This is a genomic window from Candidatus Koribacter versatilis Ellin345, from assembly GCF_000014005.1.
Classification (GTDB): Bacteria; Acidobacteriota; Terriglobia; order Terriglobales; family Acidobacteriaceae; genus Korobacter; species Korobacter versatilis_A.
The window spans coordinates 2,558,417-2,575,363 of record NC_008009.1 but is presented as its reverse complement, the minus strand read 5'-3'; the positions used below and the strand labels follow the sequence as shown (position 1 = coordinate 2,575,363).

Below are 16,947 nucleotides of genomic sequence, written 5' to 3'. Positions count from 1 at the left end.
TCTTGAACGTTCGCATTAACATAACGCCATGAGTGCTGGTGAAATGGATCTTCGGACGCTTCTCGCAGGGATGAAGCCCGAACTGCAGCCGCAGGAGTTCGTGTACGTCGCGCTTTCGCTCGGCGAGCCGATACCGGCAGGACTTCGCCTGTTCGCTACGATCGCTGAGAAAGAAGGAAATACGTTGATCCTCGAACGTAGCGAGGCTGAACGCGCCGGGCTTTCCTTCGCGTTTCCCTGTCGGATGATCACCCTCACCGTCCACTCGGCGCTCGAAGCGGTTGGGTTTCTCGCCGCGATCGCAGCTAAGCTGACGCAAGCCGGAATTCCCGCGAACACAATCTCTGCGTTCTACCACGATCATCTGTTCATACCCGCGAGCAAGGCTGACGCGGCGATGGCAGTACTTCGCAGTTTGTCTGCAGACTAGGTTGTGGCAGGTACGGTCACGATCTGATGGACGTGATGATCGAGGTGCTGGAGACAGTCGTTGATCCAGTCCGCAATCGTCGTAGGTGGGAACCCGGTGATCGTGAACTGGCGATCGAGGGCGGCATCCGGAAGATTAGTGACCATCTCCGCCATCCAGGTATAGCGAGCCCGCCACTGATCCAGGATCGCTGGCCATGGCACCTGCGCGTAGCCGTGGAGTACGACCCACGCGTCCTGATCGTACTTCGGACACTCGTAGCCGTCGAGCGTCGTCGCAAAGACGATCCGAACGTGATTGATACAAGCAGAATCGACGAGATGTCCGAGGATTTCCTTCCGTGACCAGCCGTCGGGACGCAGCGGTTGCCGCGCGTCTTCTTCAGAAACGAGTGAGAGTTTCTGCTCGGCGGCGTCCATTCGGGACCAGAATTCCCTGGCGAGCGGATTCATGGCGTCAGTATAGACGAGAGGTACGGCAGCGGCGTTACTGCGCGGAGGTGCTGATGGTCGCCCGCTGCGTTTCCATTTCCCCGACTTTGATCTTGTTCTTCACGCTGCGCACGCCCACGAAGTGGTCCGCTTTGGACTCGGCGCGGTGCTTCACGTCTTTGTCGGAGACGTTACCCATCAAGGTCACGTGGTGCTTGTGTACGGACGCGCGAACCTCACGGAACTCCGGATTATCGGAAAGGCCCGCGTTAATGGCGTTCTCGAGTTCGGAGTCACTTGAGTTTTTGGAGAGTGTCGTGCCATCGGCGCCGCGATAGTTCTTCGCAGACGTTTGCACTTTCCCCACCGGAACCGGGGCTTGCGCGAACAAAGCTCCAGTCACTAGCAAAACGGAACATAACAAAGCCCGACATCGCATGGCCGCAATCCCCTGAGCATCGGATTTGAGGCGGTCCCACACTTGGGCAAATCGCCTGAACCTGAGATGCCCGACACAGGCCAAAGTTTGTAACGACTCCCTCAATCGTGGAATTCCAGGAACTCTCGACTAGGTGCATGCTGCCGGATGCGAGGGTGGCAATCATGTGGGCGGCATTCGCAAAACCTGAGGACTTCCCGAATCTCGGTCATGAAGCAATCGACGATGAGCACGAAAATATCGCCCGTCTCATGAACGAATTGCACGATGCAATCCACCACCGGGTAGCGCTGTCGGAACAACGTCGGCTTCACCACGAACTGGAAACGTACGTTCGCGTAAACAACCGCTCGGAAGAGCAGATGATGGAAACGGATTCCTATCCGAACCGCGAGAGCCACCACAAAGCTCACGAGGCGATGTACCGCAAGCTCTACGAATACGAAAAGGTCCTGCAAGCCGGCCGCGAGGACGCGTCGCTCCAGGGCCTCCACGCTTTACGCGAACTCCTCATTCGGCATATCGCGCAGGAGGATTCTCGCGTCGCGAGCTGGCATCGGATTCACAACATCAGCGCCGATTCTCCCGACTAGCCCCGGACCACTCTGTCACGGGCAACAGTCCTTAACCGCATCCCATCGTACCCGGTAGATTCTTTGTCGCCTTTTTCGCCGACAGACTCTGGAGATGCGATGGCAAAGCTCGTTGCTGATCTGCTCATAGAACGTCTGATCCACTGGGGAGTGGACACAGTTTTCGGGTTGCCGGGAGACGGCGTGGACGGCCTCTTTGAAGCCCTTCGCACTCACCAGGAGAAGCTTCGCTTCATCCAGGTCCGGCATGAAGAGGCCGCCGCCTTCGCAGCCTGCGGTTACGCGAAATACACGGGCCGGCTTGGGGTCTGCATCGCAACTTCAGGTCCGGGCGGCATCCACCTCTTGAACGGTCTCTATGATGCCAAGTGCGACGGGCAGCCGGTGCTTGCAATCACAGGTCATACCTTCCACGATTTGATCGGCACCTCGTACCAGCAGGACGTGGATCTCGACAAGCTGTACATGGATGTCGCTGCCTACAACCAGCGCATCATGGGACCAGGGCACGTGGAGAGCGCGCTTGATGAGGCGGTCCGGACAGCCCTGTCCCGCAGGACGGTCGCACATCTCACGATTCCTAAAGACATCCAGGAATGGCGTGCCTCGAATTTTCATCGCTCTCCCGCCAACGTGCCCGACCACAGTGGCGCTATCTTCGAGCCTGCCTATCCACAACCTCCACAAGAGCTGCTACGGAGGGCAGCGGACATTCTGAATCAAGGCAGAAAGGTCGCAATCCTCGTTGGCCAGGGATGCCTCGCGGCGCGAGCAGAGGTTGAACAGGTTGCGGAACTGCTCGCCGCGCCAGTGGCCAAGGCTTTGCTCGGAAAAGCAGTGCTGCCCGATCGCAGCCCCTACACAACCGGTGGCCTTGGTCTACTGGGCACGGCGCCTTCGCAGGACGCAATGGAGGAATGCGACACTCTGCTGATTGTCGGAACGTCGTTCCCTTACCTCGAGTTCTATCCCAAGCCGGGGAAAGCAAAGTGCGTGCAGATTGACATTGATGCCACCCGCATCGGCTTGCGCCACCCTGCAGATGTCGGGCTCGTGGGGGACTCACGGACTGCTCTCCGGGCGCTGGTCCCTCTCTTGAAGAGACGAGAGGACCGGTCCTTCCTCGAGACAGCGCAGAAGCGGATGGAGAGTTGGAATGAGTTGATGAAAGAGCGCGGCACGCGTACTGACCTGCCGATGAAGCCGCAAGTCGTCACCCACACTCTTAATCAGCTTCTCAGGGACGATGCCATCGTCTCAACCGACAGCGGCACCATCACCACCTGGACGGCGCGCTACATCGAGATGCGCGGAACCATGCAATTCTCAGTATCAGGAACGCTAGCAACAATGGCGAACGGTCTCCCCTATAGTATCGGCGCGTCAGTGGCACACCCCGGCCGCCAGGTGGTCTGCATCATCGGCGACGGCGGTTTGACCATGCTGATGGGCGAACCCGCGACGCTGGTGAAATACAAACTCCCCGTGAAGATCGTCGTGATCAAGAACAACGTGCTCGGACAAATCAAGTGGGAGCAGATGGTGCTTGATGCCAATCCACAATTCGGAGTTGAGTTGCAGCCCATTGACTTTGCGAAGGTTGCCGAAGCCTGCGGGGTGGCTGGATTCAAACTCGAAAATCCCGCAGACGCAGAGAGGGTCCTCCGCTCAGCGCTCGAGCATGATGGACCGGCCCTTGTTGAAGCAACGGTGGACGCCAACGAGCCGCCACTGCCCGGCAACGTGAGTCTGAAGCAGGCCCTACATTTCGCGGAAGCCCTGGCGAGCGGCCAGAAGGACGCCGCGGAGATCATCAAGACTGTGGTCGAGAACAAAGTGCGCGAGGTGATCTGACAACTCACCGCGCGTAGCCAGTTAGTGGCATCCTAGAAACATGCGCTCGCAGATGCCGGAACCCGAGATCATCCCGCCCGGCGAATCTCCGCGCCCGCACCGCGACATGCTGAGTGACGAGACTCTCGCATTGCTCGCGTCGCTGCTCGACGATCTATTCCGAATTCCCGGCACGCCGATTCGCTTCGGCCTCGATCCGTTGATTGGGCTACTCCCCGGTGTCGGCGATCTCATCACCGGTGCAGCCTCATTCCTCATCATTCTTGCGGGATGGCAGCGCAACCTGCCGCGCGTGACCCTCGTGCGCATGGTGACCAACGTCGTGATTGATACCCTCGTTGGCAGCATTCCCGTCGCGGGCGACATGTTCGATGTAGCGTGGAAATCGAACCGCAAAAACCTCACATTGCTTCAGCGATCCTCTGCATCCGCTTCGCGTCGGCAAACGTGGAAAGACTGGGCGTTCCTCCTCGGCATTGTCTTCGCTCTCGCGACCGTGATTGTTGTGCCGATCGTAATCGTCACCCTCCTCTTCCACGCACTCTGGGAACGACACTAATTAGCAAAAGAAAACGCCTGCGCTAAGCACAGGCGTTTTCGTCAGTACCAATGCGCTACGGTGCGCACGGATAGCTTGCCGTGGTGTATTGGTACGATCCGTTGATCAGCGAGTACAGCGTCACATAAATCGTTCCGCTGGTCGGGATCGTAACTGCACCGCTGGTCGTGTTCTGTCCAGCGTTCACGAACGCGACGTCGTGCGCGCCGTGCGTGGTGCCCACGTACACCGTGTACTGGGTCACGCCCGAACCACCACTCCAGTTGAACGTGGCGGTACCGCCGTGGAGGGTCGTGCCTGAAACAGGCGACGAGATTGTCGCTTTGCTCGCGGCGCCACCGGCCACGTACTGCACCTGCTGCTTCTGGTAGTTCCCCGCAATCAGCGAGTACAGCGTGACGTACACCGTCGCGCCGTTCTGCGGAATGGTGACGTTGTTGGCGCTGGTTCCGGTGCCCGCATTGACAAACGCGATGTCATGCGCGCCCGCCGTAGTGCCAACGTAGATCGAGTATTGCGTCACGCCCGTTCCGGCGGTCCAGGTAAACGTGGTGGGGTCGGAGAGCGTGCTGCCCGCGGTCGGGCTGCTCATCACGCCCGGAGTCGCCGAACCAGTGGCGGCATAGACGTAGCGGTTAGACTGCGACCACGTTCCACCGATCTTCGACCACAACGTAACGTACACGCCCTGGCCGTTGCTCGGCAGACCACTCACGTCCGTGGAAAGTGCGCCGAACGTGTCAATGTTGGCGATGTCTTTGCCGCCTGCATTTGTTCCGACCCAGATGTCGTAATCCTGCACCCCGGTACCGGCGTTCCACGTGAAGGTCTGTGTCGTTCCGCCCAACGTCGAACCCGCGCTTGGGCTCGTCATTGCAGCAGCAACCGGTGTGTCGCCGCAACCCGCAATCTTGAAGCTGACCACGCGGGTATTCCAATTGAACAGAGCCGCGCTGGATAAGTATTGATTGATGTACCACATGGTGCAGTCATCGGTGGGATCGATGGAAAGGGCGGTGTAATCCCCCCAACGCCACGGTTGGCACCCAGAGCCGCAACTCGTGACATCGAGCTGCGACGCCGAACCGGAGAAGAGCCCGGTTTCGTTGCCCAGCGTACCCAGGGCATCACCAGGTGCGCGCGTAACCACGGACATTGACGGGAACTGCGCCGCGGAGGATCCCGATGTGCTGTACGCCACCGCTATATTGCGATACGAATCCATGGCTGCGCTGCCCATCCAACGCCATAGCGTGTCGCTGGGCGCCAGCGTCCCGCTTTGAAAGACGGAAAAACTACCAGAAGGTACGCCGTTCGGCGTGGGCTGATGCAGCTCATACCACCGAACACCGGTCTGACCGGACCCCGTGCCACCGGGATCCACCGAGTGATTGAATACCATCGTTTCGTAGCTTCCGAAATTCCGATAAGCCAGCCGGAACATCGCGCGATCTCCCAGCGAGGCAAGAGATTGCGTCAAACCGCCGCTGCCACTCGGCTGCGGAATACAGATCCTGTATCCGCCCGGGTTGCTTTGGCACGCCTGCGTGAACGCAGTTACAGGAATCGTTTGCCCGGCATTCAATGTAAGTGCGCCGGTCGCGTAATCTACGCCCGTAATGCTGTACAAAACGAGGTCGCTGAGACCCGTCAGTCCGGCAAAATACCCTTGCGAACTGGCTGGCGGAGCAGTGTTTCCATCAACATCAGATGGAAGCAGACTGTAGACAAAAGGCCCCGCTGGGTACGGGAACGTAAAACAGGCCTGGTTCGCCGCGTTGCCCAGCAGCATGTTGGTGCGATCGAAAGCGCAAACCTCCGTGCCGGTAAAGGAACTCCCGGTTGGGCCGAACAGGTTGTACGTGATCAAGTACTTGTCGCTCCACACGCCCATCTTTGGATAGTCGTTGAATGCGGTGTACGTGAAATCGTACAAGTAGTAGGCACCCGTCGCATCCGCGGTCTGGGAGATCGCAACGCATTCGTCGTAAACCGGAGCCCCCGAAACTGCGAACTGCGTAACCACCCACCGCTGTGCAGCCCTGTCCCACAGCACGATCGGATCACCGTTGTCGTACTTCGCACAGTTCCCAGTTTTCAGGGTAGTGTCGCTCGAACTCGCGAATAATGCGCTCAGTGTCGACGGGCCCGCGGTCATGGCGCCTGTCGCCTTGTTGAAGACGGCCCAGCGCGTGTTGATAAATTCAACGTATTGCGTTGAGCCAACTGCACCATCAGAATCCGGAGGATCGCCACCGAGGCCTCCGAGATCCGTGCCTAACCCCTCAAAATTTGCCCCTATGGTCGGAGTAGCACCAGAAAATGTAGGGAGTACCTGCCTTACTGCGTCCGCGCGCCCCGTGGGATTCGGAAGTGGAAACGGAGATGGGAAAGGTTCGTGATCAACCATCTCCTTTGGATCCACGATGTAGATCGTCGGCAATTCGCGCATCGGAATACTCTTCCCGTGCCGCGCTTGAACGACGAAGTTCTTCCCTGTGGCGGGAGCATTTTCATCAGCCGCGAACGCACGCGTCACGGGAATCAGGCCAAATAGGCATAACAACAGGATGCAGCTGCGAATTCTCGACAAACGCATAACTCTCTCCGTCTTGATCAAGAGCTTGATTTTCCAGACACCGAGCAGGGCCGCCAAAAAACTATCCGGCGTAGGGGGAAGTCAAACGATTATCGAGAGTTCCTGCTTTCGCGTCAATGGAATTCAGGCACAAACGTGACCGCGTACAAATCGCTACTGCGTCGCGCAAGCGGGACCTGCGCGAGACGCGCATGAGCGCGCCGACGATTACTCAAAAGTGGAAGTTTTTGGTGGAGCTAGTCAGGTTCGAACTGACGACCTCTGCAGTGCGATTGCAGCGCTCTCCCAACTGAGCTATAGCCCCACTCCGAGGCGCGATTCGTTTCTGAACCGGTACGATGATTGTAACAAGCTTGCGAAATTTCTGCCAAGACTTCGCACCCATCGCGCCGCGCTTGCTTCTTTTTCGCGCGCCAAACATCCATTCCTTAGCGCGTTGTGAGGCGCATCACCAGAGGATTCCCAAGTGGCAGCTTATAATTTGATTGTGACCGATCCACATGTAATCAAAATGGCAGAAGCCGACTTCCCTACTCGTTGGGGACGGTTTCGCATTTATGGGTTCGAAGGCACCTTCGAAGAAGTGCCCGATTCCGCTAGCGCCAACGATCTTGCGCGCGATGGCGTGATTGAACGGCGCAAGGAAAGCGCCGTCGCGCTGGTCATGGGCGACATCCACTCCCAGCCACCGCTGGTGCGGATCCACTCCCAGTGTCTGACGGGCGACGTCTTCGGCTCGCAACGCTGCGACTGCCGCCAACAGCTTGAACTGGCGCTGCAGATGATCTCCGACGCCGGCAATGGTGTGCTCATCTACGAAGAGCAGGAGGGCCGCGGCATCGGCCTGATGGCAAAGCTGCAAGCCTACGAGCTGCAAGACAAAGGACTCGACACCGTCGAAGCCAACGAACAACTCGGTCTCAAAGCCGACTACCGTCAGTACACGCTTCCAGTTGAAATCATGAAGGCGCTCGGGATCACTCGCCTGCGCTTGCTCTCGAACAATCCCGAGAAAGTGAAGGCGGTCGAAGACGCCGGCATTGAAGTTGTCGAACGAGTTTCAGCCGAAGTCGAGGCGTATCCGACCTCAAAGGCCTATTTGCAGACGAAGAAAGACAAGATGGGTCACATCTTCGGATAAAACAATTAAATGTCACCGATGAGCGCGGAGCAATCCGCGCTTTTTATTTTGCAGCGGAATAGGCTTCATCAAGCAGCGAACGAATTTCCTCCGCCTTGCCGACCGGCAAGTAAGCCAACGCAGCCTTTACCAGGCCTACATAGGCCTCACGCTGTGTCGGATCAAGCGCCTTAAGGTGCTTCTTCACCACGCTGACATCACCGCGAATGAACGGTCCAGTAAACGAGGCTTCGGCTCCGAGCTTGAAGAAATTGTCCACCGTCTGGCCAACGATGCGCTTCATCGCCTCACGTATCAACTTGGGCGGAACGCCTGCTTGCTCTCCGACTTTTTCTGCCGTCGCAAGCGTGGTTAGAAGCAGGGGCGCGAGGAAGCTCCCAAACGCGTGATAGAGAACTTTGTTTTCCTTCGCGATAACAAACTCGTTGCCATGCAGCGAAGTCACCAGACGACGAGCGGCTTCCACTGCCTTGTGGTCGCCTTCGAGTGCAAACACAACGCCAGCCAATTGCGTCGTGGCTTCCGGCGCGAAGGTCATCATCGGATGTACGGAAGCGACTGCCGCACCTTTGTCGCGCAAAGGCTGCAGTTCATCGCTGCTCAGGGCGCCGCTGGAGTGCAGAACAATCTTGCCGCGCCATTCACGTTTTTGCGCGAGCGCCTTGGCGCAAGGCGCAAGGGCTGCATCGGGAATGCATAGCCAAGTGACGGTCTGATCGAAATCAGCGGAATCGAACTCGCTTGCGGCAGCGTCAATCTTTTCGGCGAGCGCGATCGCCTTGGCGATGCTCGAGTGCCGAGCCACCACCGTGTCGACGCAATCATAGTTGCGCTGCAATTGCGTGGCGAGCGCCGTCCCAAGGCGTCCCGGACCCACGATGCAAACATCGAGTGCATGTTCCATCACGCCGGAGGATATCAGAGCCGGGACAGTTTGCCCAAGTTACGATTTGCGCTTTCTGAGCTCCTGTTCGATTTTGCAACCTTGGCGTCGCTAGAACGTCTCTTCCTTTTGCGGGCCAAACACCGCAAAATGGAATACCGATGGCATCCACAGCGACCCAATCCGGACTGAACCGCGCCCTGCACGAAACCGCAGCGCGCGTTCCCGAACCGATTGAGCACTATTTCCAGGTGTCGTTGTTCCTGCTCTTGATCACCGGTTTCGTAACCTTGGCAGGCACCGGAAAACTGGACTTGCTGTCGGTTGTCTTCGTGCTCGCCGCGTTAGGTCTCCGCGCAATCCATCTCGCGCAGAACAAGCAAATCATTATTCCGGAACGCTGGACCACTGCGCTCACGATTGCCTACGTCGCCGTCTACGCCGCCGATTATTTCTTTCTCTCACGCGACTTCGTCACCGCCACGGTTCACCTCGTTCTATTCGGAATGGTTGTTAAGGTCTTCTCGGTTCACCGCGAGCGCGACCTGCTGTACCTCGGTGTGCTGTCGTTCCTCATGATTCTCGCCGCCTCGGTCCTCACGGTGAACACTGCGTTCCTCGGTGGCTTCGCACTCTTCCTGCTCGTCGCGATCGCAACCTTCGTCAGCTTCGAAATGCGCCGCTCCGCGCTGGCAGCCGACTCCGTGCAATCGTTGAACGCGATCCCATCGCGTTCGCGACCGCACGCGACGAAGGTCAACACTTCCCTGTCGCGCACCGCGCTGATGTTGGCGACCACAATCCTCCTCGGCGCGACGGTCCTGTTCTTCACCCTTCCGCGCATCTCGGGCGGCTATCTCGGCTCTTACACGCGTGGCTCCGATCCGGTCAGCGGCTTCCGCGACAACATCCTGCTCGGACAAATCGGCCGCATCCAGCAATCGTCGCAAGTCGTCATGCACCTGCAGATCACCGGGGACCATCCGGCCTTCGACGGCAAAGTTCGCGGCTCGGTCCTCTCCCGCTTCGATGGCCGCTCCTGGGCCGACACACCGCGCTACATGAACGTCATCAATTCGCGCTTCGGCCGCTATGACATCTCCAACGAGACGCTGGCTGCCGATCCGTATCTCGAGCGCGTCTCGGCCACGCACAAGAACCAGAACATGCCTTATCGCGTCTCGATGGAGCCGACGATGAGTTCGGTCCTGTTCCTGGTGAAGGGCACGATTGAACTCCAGGGCAGCTTCCGTCAGATCGCGTTCGATAGCGCACAGTCCTACATCAACCTCGACGGCGGCCATCCCTCGAACGACTACTGGGGAGTCGCGAACGTCGCGCCTCCCGATCCCGCCCTGCTGCGGCAAGCGGGCAGCGACTATCCCGCCCGCGTCGCGCAGCGCTATTTGCAACTGCCGCCACTTGATCCGCGGATTCCCGATCTCGCGCGCAAAGTAACGGCGAAGGCATCGAACCCCTACGACAAAGCGCATGCTATGGAGACCTATCTCCAGAGCAGCTACGGCTACACCCTCGAGTTTCCTCTCGTACCTCCAGCCGATCCACTTGCGAATTTCCTCTTCGAGCGCAAGCAGGGCCACTGCGAATACTTCGCCAGCGCCATGGCGGTCATGCTGCGTTCCGTGGGCATTCCTACGCGCGTCGCTACCGGCTTCCGTGGCGGCGAGTACAACGACATCACGGGCAGCTACATCATTCGTGCCCGCGACGCTCACGCCTGGGTCGAAGTCTATTTCCCAAACCAAGGGTGGGTGACATTCGATCCAACCGCTGCGGCGCCAATGGAGCCGGCCGGTCTATTCGGGCGCTTACGCCTCTACGCCGATGCCATGAACGAGTTCTGGCGTGAGTGGATCATCAACTACGACTTCCAGCACCAGCGCACCCTCACGGCCGCGGTGACCACCGAGTCCCTGCAAAAAGGCATGAGCCTGCGCGATTGGATCTCCGCGAAATACGACCGCATGCTCGGCCGCGCGCGCCAGGTACAGAAATCATTCTCAGAATCGCCGCAGCGCCAATCGCGACTAGCCGTGACCGTAATTTGCCTCATGCTGCTCATCGTCATCGCGCCGCGCGCCTGGCATCTTCTCAAGATGCGCCGGATCGCCGCGCATCCCGGCGACGCGCCCGAAGCCGCTGCTTCCATCTGGTATGGCCGCGCTACGCATCACCTCGCACGCTACGGTTGGGCCAAGCAACCCTCGCAAACGCCCGCGGAATACGCGCAGAGCATCGACCACGAAACCATGCGCCGGACGATGGAAGAGTTCACACTGCTTTATGAACAGGCACGATTCGGAGGTTCTGCGACCAGCGCGAGCCGTTTGCCGGAGCTGTTTCAACGCCTGAAGGTTCGTCAGCGGGAACGCTAATCTACTCCACGTTCAATTTCGACCTTAAACAAATCTGGCCGGCCAATTTCCTTCACGTAGCCGTCTAGAAACGCGAAAAACAGTTTGAACGATCCAGGATCGGTCCAACCCCAGCACTCAATGATCTTGAACCAGGGACGCGGATCACCGTAATTCTTCTCGCGCTCAACCCAACGACAAAATTCACTCATCAACTCGCGCTCGGCATCGGTTGAGACCGGTAGGTCGGCCCTTGCCCGCTCATAGCCTCTCAAGTAGAACTTCAACGCGTAGAAGGATCGCCATCCGAGAAACATTGCCGGACGCTCACGAATGGCCTTCATGCGTTCGATGAATGTGCGTATCACTCTACCGTTGATTCGTTCGGGCAAATGCGGAGGCGCTCCAGACAAGTATTCCTGCAGTAGATCGAAGTACCGATCGAAGGCTTCCGAGTCGTTGGCACTGTAGGACGTAATGATGAGGCTGGAGCTTGTGCTGGCAGCGTGGCTCAGAAGGTGAAACTTCGCGCATACGAACTTGTGGAATCCGTGCCCGTCGAATTGCAAATCGAATAGCGTACCCTCCTCGGAACAAAGCGCCCAATAGCCCTGAACAAAATGCCAGAATCCAGACAGAGTCTTAGTTCCTAAATACCCAACAGGGTCTTGTCGAATGGCCGTGAAGATGGGGTTCATACCAACTACTTCTATCTGAGAGCAACCCTCTCAGCAACGGCGAAATGGGGCGTCACAATGGTAAAATAGAACAATTCCATGCCTGAAACGAAGTCTTCTGTGAGCACCCTGGAACAGCCGGAAACCAAGCCGAAGAAGGTCGGTTTCGTGTCCCTGGGCTGCCCGAAAAATTTGGTCGATTCCGAAGTAATGATGGGCCTGCTGGCCACCAATGGCGCCGAGATCACCGCGCGCGCCGAAGATGCCGACATCATCGTCGTGAATACCTGCTCGTTTATCGACACCGCGAAGCAGGAGTCGGTCGACACCATCCTCGAGATGGCAGGCCACAAGGCGACCGGACGCGCGCAGAAGCTGATCGTTGCTGGATGCCTGGTCGAACGCTATCGCAACGAGATCCAGAAGAACATTCCGGAAGTGGATGCTGTCGTCGGGACCGGCGAACTCGAAGCCATCCTTGCCGCGAGCGGGATCGAGCCACGCAAGTCCGAAGCGAACTCTCCTTTCGTCATCCTGAATTCCACGAGCGCCAGCCAGCAGTTGAAGTCCGGCATCGCCGATCGTCCCGAAGGCGCAGCCCGCGAAGAGGCTGGACGCTTCGCACGAACAGATTGGGACGGCGCTGTCGCCGACCTCCCCAACTATCTCTACGACGAGAACACGCCGCGCGTGCTTGCTACGCCGAAATACATGGCGTACATCAAGGTCGCCGAGGGCTGCGATCATCCCTGCTCGTTCTGCATCATTCCGCAGTTGCGCGGCAAGTTCCGCTCACGCCGCTTTGAATCGGTCGTTGCCGAAGCTGAACGCCTCGCCAAGCAAGGCGTCAAAGAAATCACCCTCATCGGCCAGGACACCACCTGCTATGGCGAAGATCTCGGCTTGAAAGACGGCCTTGCGCAGTTGCTCGAGCGTCTCGCGCAGATCGAAGAACTCCAGTGGGTGCGCTTCCTCTACGCCTACCCGAACAAGATCACCAAGCGCCTGCTGCAGACGATCGCCGACAATCCGAAGATCCCGAAGTACATGGACGTGCCGCTGCAACATTCCGCCGCCAACGTCCTGAAGCGCATGAAGCGCGGCGCGCACGGCGACATCTTCCTCAAGTCCATCGAAGAGATGCGGCGCGTGATTCCCGATCTCACGCTTCGTACGTCGTTCATCGTTGGCTTCCCCGGCGAAACGGAAGAAGACTTCAACCAGCTTTGCGAGTTCGTCAAGGCTGCGCAGATCGATTGGCTCGGTGTCTTCAGCTACTCCGACGAAGAAGGCGCAAAGGCCTTCGCACTCGATGAAAAAGTCCCGCCGCGCGAAATCGAACGCCGCCGTAAGAAGCTGATGTCGTTGCAAAAGCAGATCAGCAAAAAGAAACGCAAGGCTCTGATCGGCCGCGAATTCGATGTCATTCTCGAAGGCCCATCGGAAGAAACCGACCTCCTCTGGGAGGGTCGCACTGCGATGCATGCGCCGGAAATTGACGGCAAGGTTTACATCAACGATTTCGCAGAACACGAGAACGTTGAGCCCGGCCAAGTGTTCCGCTGCGAAATTACCGAAGCCCACGACTACGACCTGGTGGCCCGCTTACTTTAACTATGGCGACGAAGAAAACTGCCGGCCTGCGCTGTCCGACCTGCCGCAAGATCGTGCTGCGCAAAGATCCCGACTTCCCTTTCTGCTCCGAGCGCTGCAAGATGATCGACCTCGGCAAATGGGCGAGCAACGGATACGTCATCTCCACGCCGATCAATAACGCCGGCGAAGACCTGCAAGGCGACTACGATATGAGCAAGCGACGCACGAAAGAGCCGAATGGCGGATCCGGGAAGCCTAACTAAATCCACCACACCTACGCCGGCCTGGGCCCATTGGGTCGCCATCTTCTTTGGCGCCGGTCTCGGCAAGCCTGGCCCCGGCACCTGGGGCGCGGCGGCAACCGTTTTGCTCTGGGCTGGCATCGCCCACTTCACTCCTGTTCCCTACCAGCTCTACGCGATTCTTGCGCTCACCGTCCTTTCTGTCGTCGTCGGGATTCCGGCGGCAACGCTCGAAGCCCGCGGCTGTGGACGCAAGGATCCGTCGCACGTCGTGATCGACGAAGTCGCCGGCCAACTGGTTACGCTCATCGCCGCACCGGTCCGCTTCTGGCCGATGTTCATTGGCTTTCTCCTGTTTCGCGCTTTCGATATTTGGAAACCGTGGCCCATCCGAAAATTGGAGAAACTTCCGGAGGGCACCGGCATTGTCGTCGACGATCTCGGTGCCGGCGTTTACGGTTGGATCGTCCTCCAGGGGCTGCTTTATTTCGGCCGCACCCACGGCTGGCATTGGCTGACTTGATCCTGCGAATTTCCTTTCGTTCCAATTCCCTTTTTCCACGCCGCTGCGGCCTCCGCGATCTCCTGCTTTTTGGTACCCTTGATGCTGCGAAGCGATGAGTAACCCCGGCCTCATTCATCGAAACGGCGCGCCCCACATCGATTCCGTCGAACCGGCATTTGCCATGCCCGGCGGAGAGGTCAAGCTTGTTGGTCACGCGCTCGCGCCCCACGATCTTCGCCGCCCGCACGTGCAATTCGGCGACACCGCAGCGCCAGTCATCATTGGCTCCGAAAACTTTGTACTCGCCCGGGTTCCCAACGATGTGCCCTCAAGCAACGTCTCCGTCCACGTAAATGGGCGCGCGAGCAACGAGCGCATGGTCCGCGTGGCCATGCCGATCGCCGAGAACCTGCACCCCGTCACCAGCCCGGCTGTCGATCGCGAAGGCGATCTTTACGTCACGTTCTCCGGATCGCGCGGACAAAAAGTCCCGGTAGCGATCTACAAGGTTGATACCAACTACACCGTCCGACCGTTCCTCAACGAAATGATGAACCCGACCGGCATGGCCTTCGACCGCACCGGACATCTCTTTGTCTCGTCGCGATTCGACGGCGCCGTCTATCGCGTTGCGGCGAATGGCACCATGACCACCTACGCCGAGGGGATGGGCGTCGCGACCGGGATCGCCTTCGACACCGAAGAAAACCTCTTCGTCGGGGACCGTAGCGGAACGGTGTTCAAGATTGGCCGCGACCGTCAGATTTACGTCTTTGCCACCTTGGAACCGAGTGTTTCCGCTTATCACCTTGCATTCGGGCCAGCCGGAAATCTCTACGTTACCGGCCCAACCACATCCAGTTTCGACGCCGTTTACGAGATCTCTCCGGAGGGAGAGGTCACGCTCTACTACCGCGGCCTAGGACGCCCGCAAGGCCTCGCCTTCGATATTGACGGCAACCTGTACGTCGCCGCGTCACTCAATGGCAAACGCGGCATCGTGCGAATCACGCCGCAGCGTCGCGCCGAACTGGTCGTTTCCGGCAACAATCTCGTCGGCCTCTGCTTCACTCCAGGCCGCGCTGTAGTACTCGCGACTACCGACGCCGTCCATCATCTCTGGTGGGATATCCAGGGTCGGCCGCTTCTCTAAATCAAAAGCTTTCAACACGAAGGAAACGAAGGTCTCACGAAGGCTTTTTAAGTCTTTTGAGTGCGGACTGCTTTACGGCCTTCTATGTACTTCCGGCGATGTGTGTCCTTTCCAACACCCCAGAAATAAATATTCCTTCGGGCGCCCTTCGTGTCCTTCGTGTTTAAAGATTTTGCCTTTCCTCGTAAACTGGACAAGTGATCGCCGAGATCGTCGCTATTGGGTCTGAGCTCCTAACCCCCTTTCGTCAGGACACCAACTCGCTTTACCTCACCCAACGCTTGAACGAGATGGGGGTCGAGGTCGCGTTCAAAAACATTGTCGGCGACAGTCGCGCGAACCTGGCGAGCGTGGCACGTACCGCGATCGCCCGCTCGCACATCGTCCTCTTCATGGGCGGCCTTGGCCCAACCGAAGACGACCTCACCCGTGAAGCCGTCGCCGATGCGCTCGGTCTTCGCCTCAAGCGCAATCCCGATCTCGTTGCCGAACTCTACAAGCGCTTCGCATCGCGCCGCGTGACCATGCCCGACAACAACATGCGCCAGGCCGACGTGATTGCCGGAGCCGAAATAATCCAGAACGACAACGGTTCGGCGCCGGGACAGTTCATCGAAGGCGAACAAGACGGCCAGCCGCGATACATCTTCCTGCTGCCCGGGCCTCCACACGAACTCAAGGCGATGTGGAATGAGAAGTGCCACCATACGCTGCGCGACCGTCTACCTCGCGCCTACATCGCCACGCGCGAGCTGCGGATTTCCAGCCTTGGGGAATCGACCGTTGACGCCCGCGTCGCCCCGATTTACACCAAGTACAAAAACGTCGACACCACGATCCTCGCCAAACCCGGTGAGGTCAGCTTGCACCTGAAGAGCCGCGCCGCCACGATGGAACAGGCGCAGGCCGCGGTCGATCAACTCGCGGCCGAACTCGAAGACGAACTCGATGACGCTGTGTTCTCTACCAACGGCGAATCGCTCGAACAGATCGTCGGCTACTACCTGCAAATGCGCAGCGGAACGATCTCCGTTGCCGAGAGCTGCACCGGCGGATTGCTCGCGGAACGGCTGACGAACGTCAGCGGCAGCTCGCGCTATTTTATCGGCGGCGTGGTGGTCTATTCCAACCAGATGAAAACCCTGCTCGCCGACGTGCCCCCGCTGATGATCGAAGAGCACGGCGCGGTGAGCCGGCAAGTTGCCGTTGCGCTCGCCGAAAACTTCCGCGAGATCACCAACTCGACCATCGGCGTCGGGATCACTGGTATCGCCGGACCGACCGGTGGCACCGAAGACAAGCCAGTTGGCCTCGTGTACATCGCCGTCGCCGACGAGCTCGGAACCGATGTCGTAGAACGACGTTTCCCCGGCGATCGAGAACGCATCCGCTGGTGGTCGAGCCAAGTGGCGCTCGACATGGTGCGCAAAAAACTGATCTGACCGGAGCGAAGCTTGCGACGCAAAGCCG

16 protein-coding genes and 1 tRNA gene are annotated in these 16,947 nt (G+C 58.7%); 11 read left to right on the top strand and 6 right to left on the bottom strand.

Annotated elements, in window-relative coordinates; genetic code table 11:
* Positions 1–43 precede the first annotated feature (43 nt).
* Positions 44–430 carry an ACT domain-containing protein gene (locus ACID345_RS11095; protein WP_266190226.1) on the top strand — a complete coding sequence of 129 codons (387 nt, stop codon included), beginning with the start codon at positions 44–46 and terminating at the stop codon, positions 428–430.
* Here ACID345_RS11095 and ACID345_RS25420 read toward each other — a convergent pair.
* Both ACID345_RS25420 and ACID345_RS11085 read right to left on the bottom strand, forming a co-directional pair.
* Entirely contained in the window at positions 427–849 is a 423-nt protein-coding gene (locus ACID345_RS25420; RefSeq protein WP_049761863.1) for a DinB family protein, read from the bottom strand. The genes ACID345_RS11095 and ACID345_RS25420 overlap by 4 nt on opposite strands.
* A gap of 67 nt (positions 850–916) precedes the next feature.
* Positions 917–1,219 (bottom strand): BON domain-containing protein, encoded by a 303-nt coding sequence (locus tag ACID345_RS11085; RefSeq protein ID WP_187148988.1) that lies wholly within the window; start codon positions 1,217–1,219, stop codon positions 917–919.
* 245 nt (positions 1,220–1,464) lie between these two features.
* Here ACID345_RS11085 and ACID345_RS11080 point away from each other — a divergent pair, with 245 nt between their 5' ends.
* The 3 genes from ACID345_RS11080 (at position 1,465) to ACID345_RS11070 (ending at position 4,306) form a co-directional block, all read left to right on the top strand.
* Positions 1,465–1,893 carry a bacteriohemerythrin gene (locus tag ACID345_RS11080; protein WP_011522954.1) on the top strand — a complete coding sequence of 143 codons (429 nt, stop codon included), beginning with the start codon at positions 1,465–1,467 and terminating at the stop codon, positions 1,891–1,893.
* A gap of 99 nt (positions 1,894–1,992) precedes the next feature.
* The gene (locus ACID345_RS11075; RefSeq protein WP_011522953.1) at positions 1,993–3,747 is read left to right on the top strand and encodes a thiamine pyrophosphate-dependent enzyme; all 1,755 of its coding nucleotides are present in this window, start codon (positions 1,993–1,995) and stop codon (positions 3,745–3,747) included.
* A 40-nt stretch (positions 3,748–3,787) separates the two neighbouring features.
* Positions 3,788–4,306 (top strand): DUF4112 domain-containing protein, encoded by a 519-nt coding sequence (locus tag ACID345_RS11070; protein ID WP_011522952.1) that lies wholly within the window; start codon positions 3,788–3,790, stop codon positions 4,304–4,306.
* Between the two features lie 55 nt (positions 4,307–4,361).
* Here ACID345_RS11070 and ACID345_RS11065 read toward each other — a convergent pair whose 3' ends face one another.
* Together ACID345_RS11065 and ACID345_RS11060 are read right to left on the bottom strand one after the other, a co-directional pair.
* Positions 4,362–6,905 (bottom strand): hypothetical protein, encoded by a 2,544-nt coding sequence (locus ACID345_RS11065; RefSeq protein WP_011522951.1) that lies wholly within the window; start codon positions 6,903–6,905, stop codon positions 4,362–4,364.
* A 228-nt stretch (positions 6,906–7,133) separates the two neighbouring features.
* Positions 7,134–7,209, bottom strand: a tRNA-Ala gene (locus ACID345_RS11060).
* A gap of 162 nt (positions 7,210–7,371) precedes the next feature.
* Between ACID345_RS11060 and ribA the strand changes: the two genes are divergently transcribed.
* Complete coding sequence (gene ribA, locus ACID345_RS11055) at positions 7,372–8,046, top strand: GTP cyclohydrolase II (protein ID WP_011522950.1); 675 nt, start codon at positions 7,372–7,374, stop codon at positions 8,044–8,046.
* A 43-nt stretch (positions 8,047–8,089) separates the two neighbouring features.
* Here the strand turns inward: ribA and ACID345_RS11050 are convergent, their stop codons facing one another.
* On the bottom strand, positions 8,090–8,950 hold the full coding sequence (locus tag ACID345_RS11050; protein WP_011522949.1) for a Rossmann-like and DUF2520 domain-containing protein: 861 nt from the start codon (positions 8,948–8,950) through the stop codon (positions 8,090–8,092).
* Positions 8,951–9,090: 140 nt separating this feature from the next.
* Here ACID345_RS11050 and ACID345_RS11045 point away from each other — a divergent pair, with 140 nt between their 5' ends.
* A complete protein-coding gene (locus ACID345_RS11045) occupies positions 9,091–11,325 on the top strand; it encodes a transglutaminase TgpA family protein (protein ID WP_011522948.1) in 2,235 nt (744 codons plus the stop codon).
* On the opposite strand, the gene ACID345_RS11040 is transcribed toward ACID345_RS11045, so the two are convergent.
* The gene (locus ACID345_RS11040) at positions 11,322–12,002 is read right to left on the bottom strand and encodes a hypothetical protein (RefSeq protein ID WP_011522947.1); all 681 of its coding nucleotides are present in this window, start codon (positions 12,000–12,002) and stop codon (positions 11,322–11,324) included. The two genes, ACID345_RS11045 and ACID345_RS11040, sit on opposite strands and share 4 nt — an antisense overlap.
* Before the next feature lie 78 nt (positions 12,003–12,080).
* Between ACID345_RS11040 and rimO the strand changes: the two genes are divergently transcribed.
* The 5 genes from rimO (at position 12,081) to ACID345_RS11015 (ending at position 16,919) form a co-directional block, all read left to right on the top strand.
* Positions 12,081–13,595: a 30S ribosomal protein S12 methylthiotransferase RimO gene (gene rimO / locus ACID345_RS11035; RefSeq protein WP_011522946.1), complete on the top strand. Its 1,515-nt coding sequence runs from the start codon at positions 12,081–12,083 to the stop codon at positions 13,593–13,595.
* A 2-nt stretch (positions 13,596–13,597) separates the two neighbouring features.
* A complete protein-coding gene (locus ACID345_RS11030; RefSeq protein WP_011522945.1) occupies positions 13,598–13,840 on the top strand; it encodes a DNA gyrase inhibitor YacG in 243 nt (80 codons plus the stop codon).
* Entirely contained in the window at positions 13,815–14,342 is a 528-nt protein-coding gene (locus ACID345_RS11025; protein WP_011522944.1) for a phosphatidylglycerophosphatase A family protein, read from the top strand. Before ACID345_RS11030 ends, ACID345_RS11025 begins: the two co-directional genes overlap by 26 nt.
* Before the next feature lie 94 nt (positions 14,343–14,436).
* Positions 14,437–15,477, top strand: a complete 1,041-nt coding sequence (locus tag ACID345_RS11020; RefSeq protein ID WP_011522943.1) for an IPT/TIG domain-containing protein — start codon at positions 14,437–14,439, stop codon at positions 15,475–15,477.
* 197 nt (positions 15,478–15,674) lie between these two features.
* Entirely contained in the window at positions 15,675–16,919 is a 1,245-nt protein-coding gene (locus ACID345_RS11015; protein ID WP_011522942.1) for a competence/damage-inducible protein A, read from the top strand.
* Positions 16,920–16,947: the final 28 nt, after the last annotated feature.

What these genes read in the sequence shown, in the direction of transcription:
- ACID345_RS11095 (WP_266190226.1), top strand. Translation starts at nt 44, where the DNA reads ATGGATCTTCGGACGCTTCTCGCAGGGATGAAGCCCGAACTGCAGCCG.
- ACID345_RS25420 (WP_049761863.1), bottom strand. Translation starts at nt 849, where the DNA reads ATGGACGCCGCCGAGCAGAAACTCTCACTCGTTTCTGAAGAAGACGCG.
- ACID345_RS11080 (WP_011522954.1), top strand. Translation starts at nt 1,465, where the DNA reads ATGTGGGCGGCATTCGCAAAACCTGAGGACTTCCCGAATCTCGGTCAT.
- ACID345_RS11075 (WP_011522953.1), top strand. Translation starts at nt 1,993, where the DNA reads ATGGCAAAGCTCGTTGCTGATCTGCTCATAGAACGTCTGATCCACTGG.
- ACID345_RS11070 (WP_011522952.1), top strand. Translation starts at nt 3,788, where the DNA reads ATGCGCTCGCAGATGCCGGAACCCGAGATCATCCCGCCCGGCGAATCT.
- ACID345_RS11065 (WP_011522951.1), bottom strand. Translation starts at nt 6,905, where the DNA reads ATGCGTTTGTCGAGAATTCGCAGCTGCATCCTGTTGTTATGCCTATTT.
- ACID345_RS11050 (WP_011522949.1), bottom strand. Translation starts at nt 8,950, where the DNA reads ATGGAACATGCACTCGATGTTTGCATCGTGGGTCCGGGACGCCTTGGG.
- ACID345_RS11045 (WP_011522948.1), top strand. Translation starts at nt 9,091, where the DNA reads ATGGCATCCACAGCGACCCAATCCGGACTGAACCGCGCCCTGCACGAA.
- ACID345_RS11040 (WP_011522947.1), bottom strand. Translation starts at nt 12,002, where the DNA reads ATGAACCCCATCTTCACGGCCATTCGACAAGACCCTGTTGGGTATTTA.
- rimO (WP_011522946.1), top strand. Translation starts at nt 12,081, where the DNA reads ATGCCTGAAACGAAGTCTTCTGTGAGCACCCTGGAACAGCCGGAAACC.
- ACID345_RS11030 (WP_011522945.1), top strand. Translation starts at nt 13,598, where the DNA reads ATGGCGACGAAGAAAACTGCCGGCCTGCGCTGTCCGACCTGCCGCAAG.
- ACID345_RS11025 (WP_011522944.1), top strand. Translation starts at nt 13,815, where the DNA reads ATGGCGGATCCGGGAAGCCTAACTAAATCCACCACACCTACGCCGGCC.
- ACID345_RS11020 (WP_011522943.1), top strand. Translation starts at nt 14,437, where the DNA reads ATGAGTAACCCCGGCCTCATTCATCGAAACGGCGCGCCCCACATCGAT.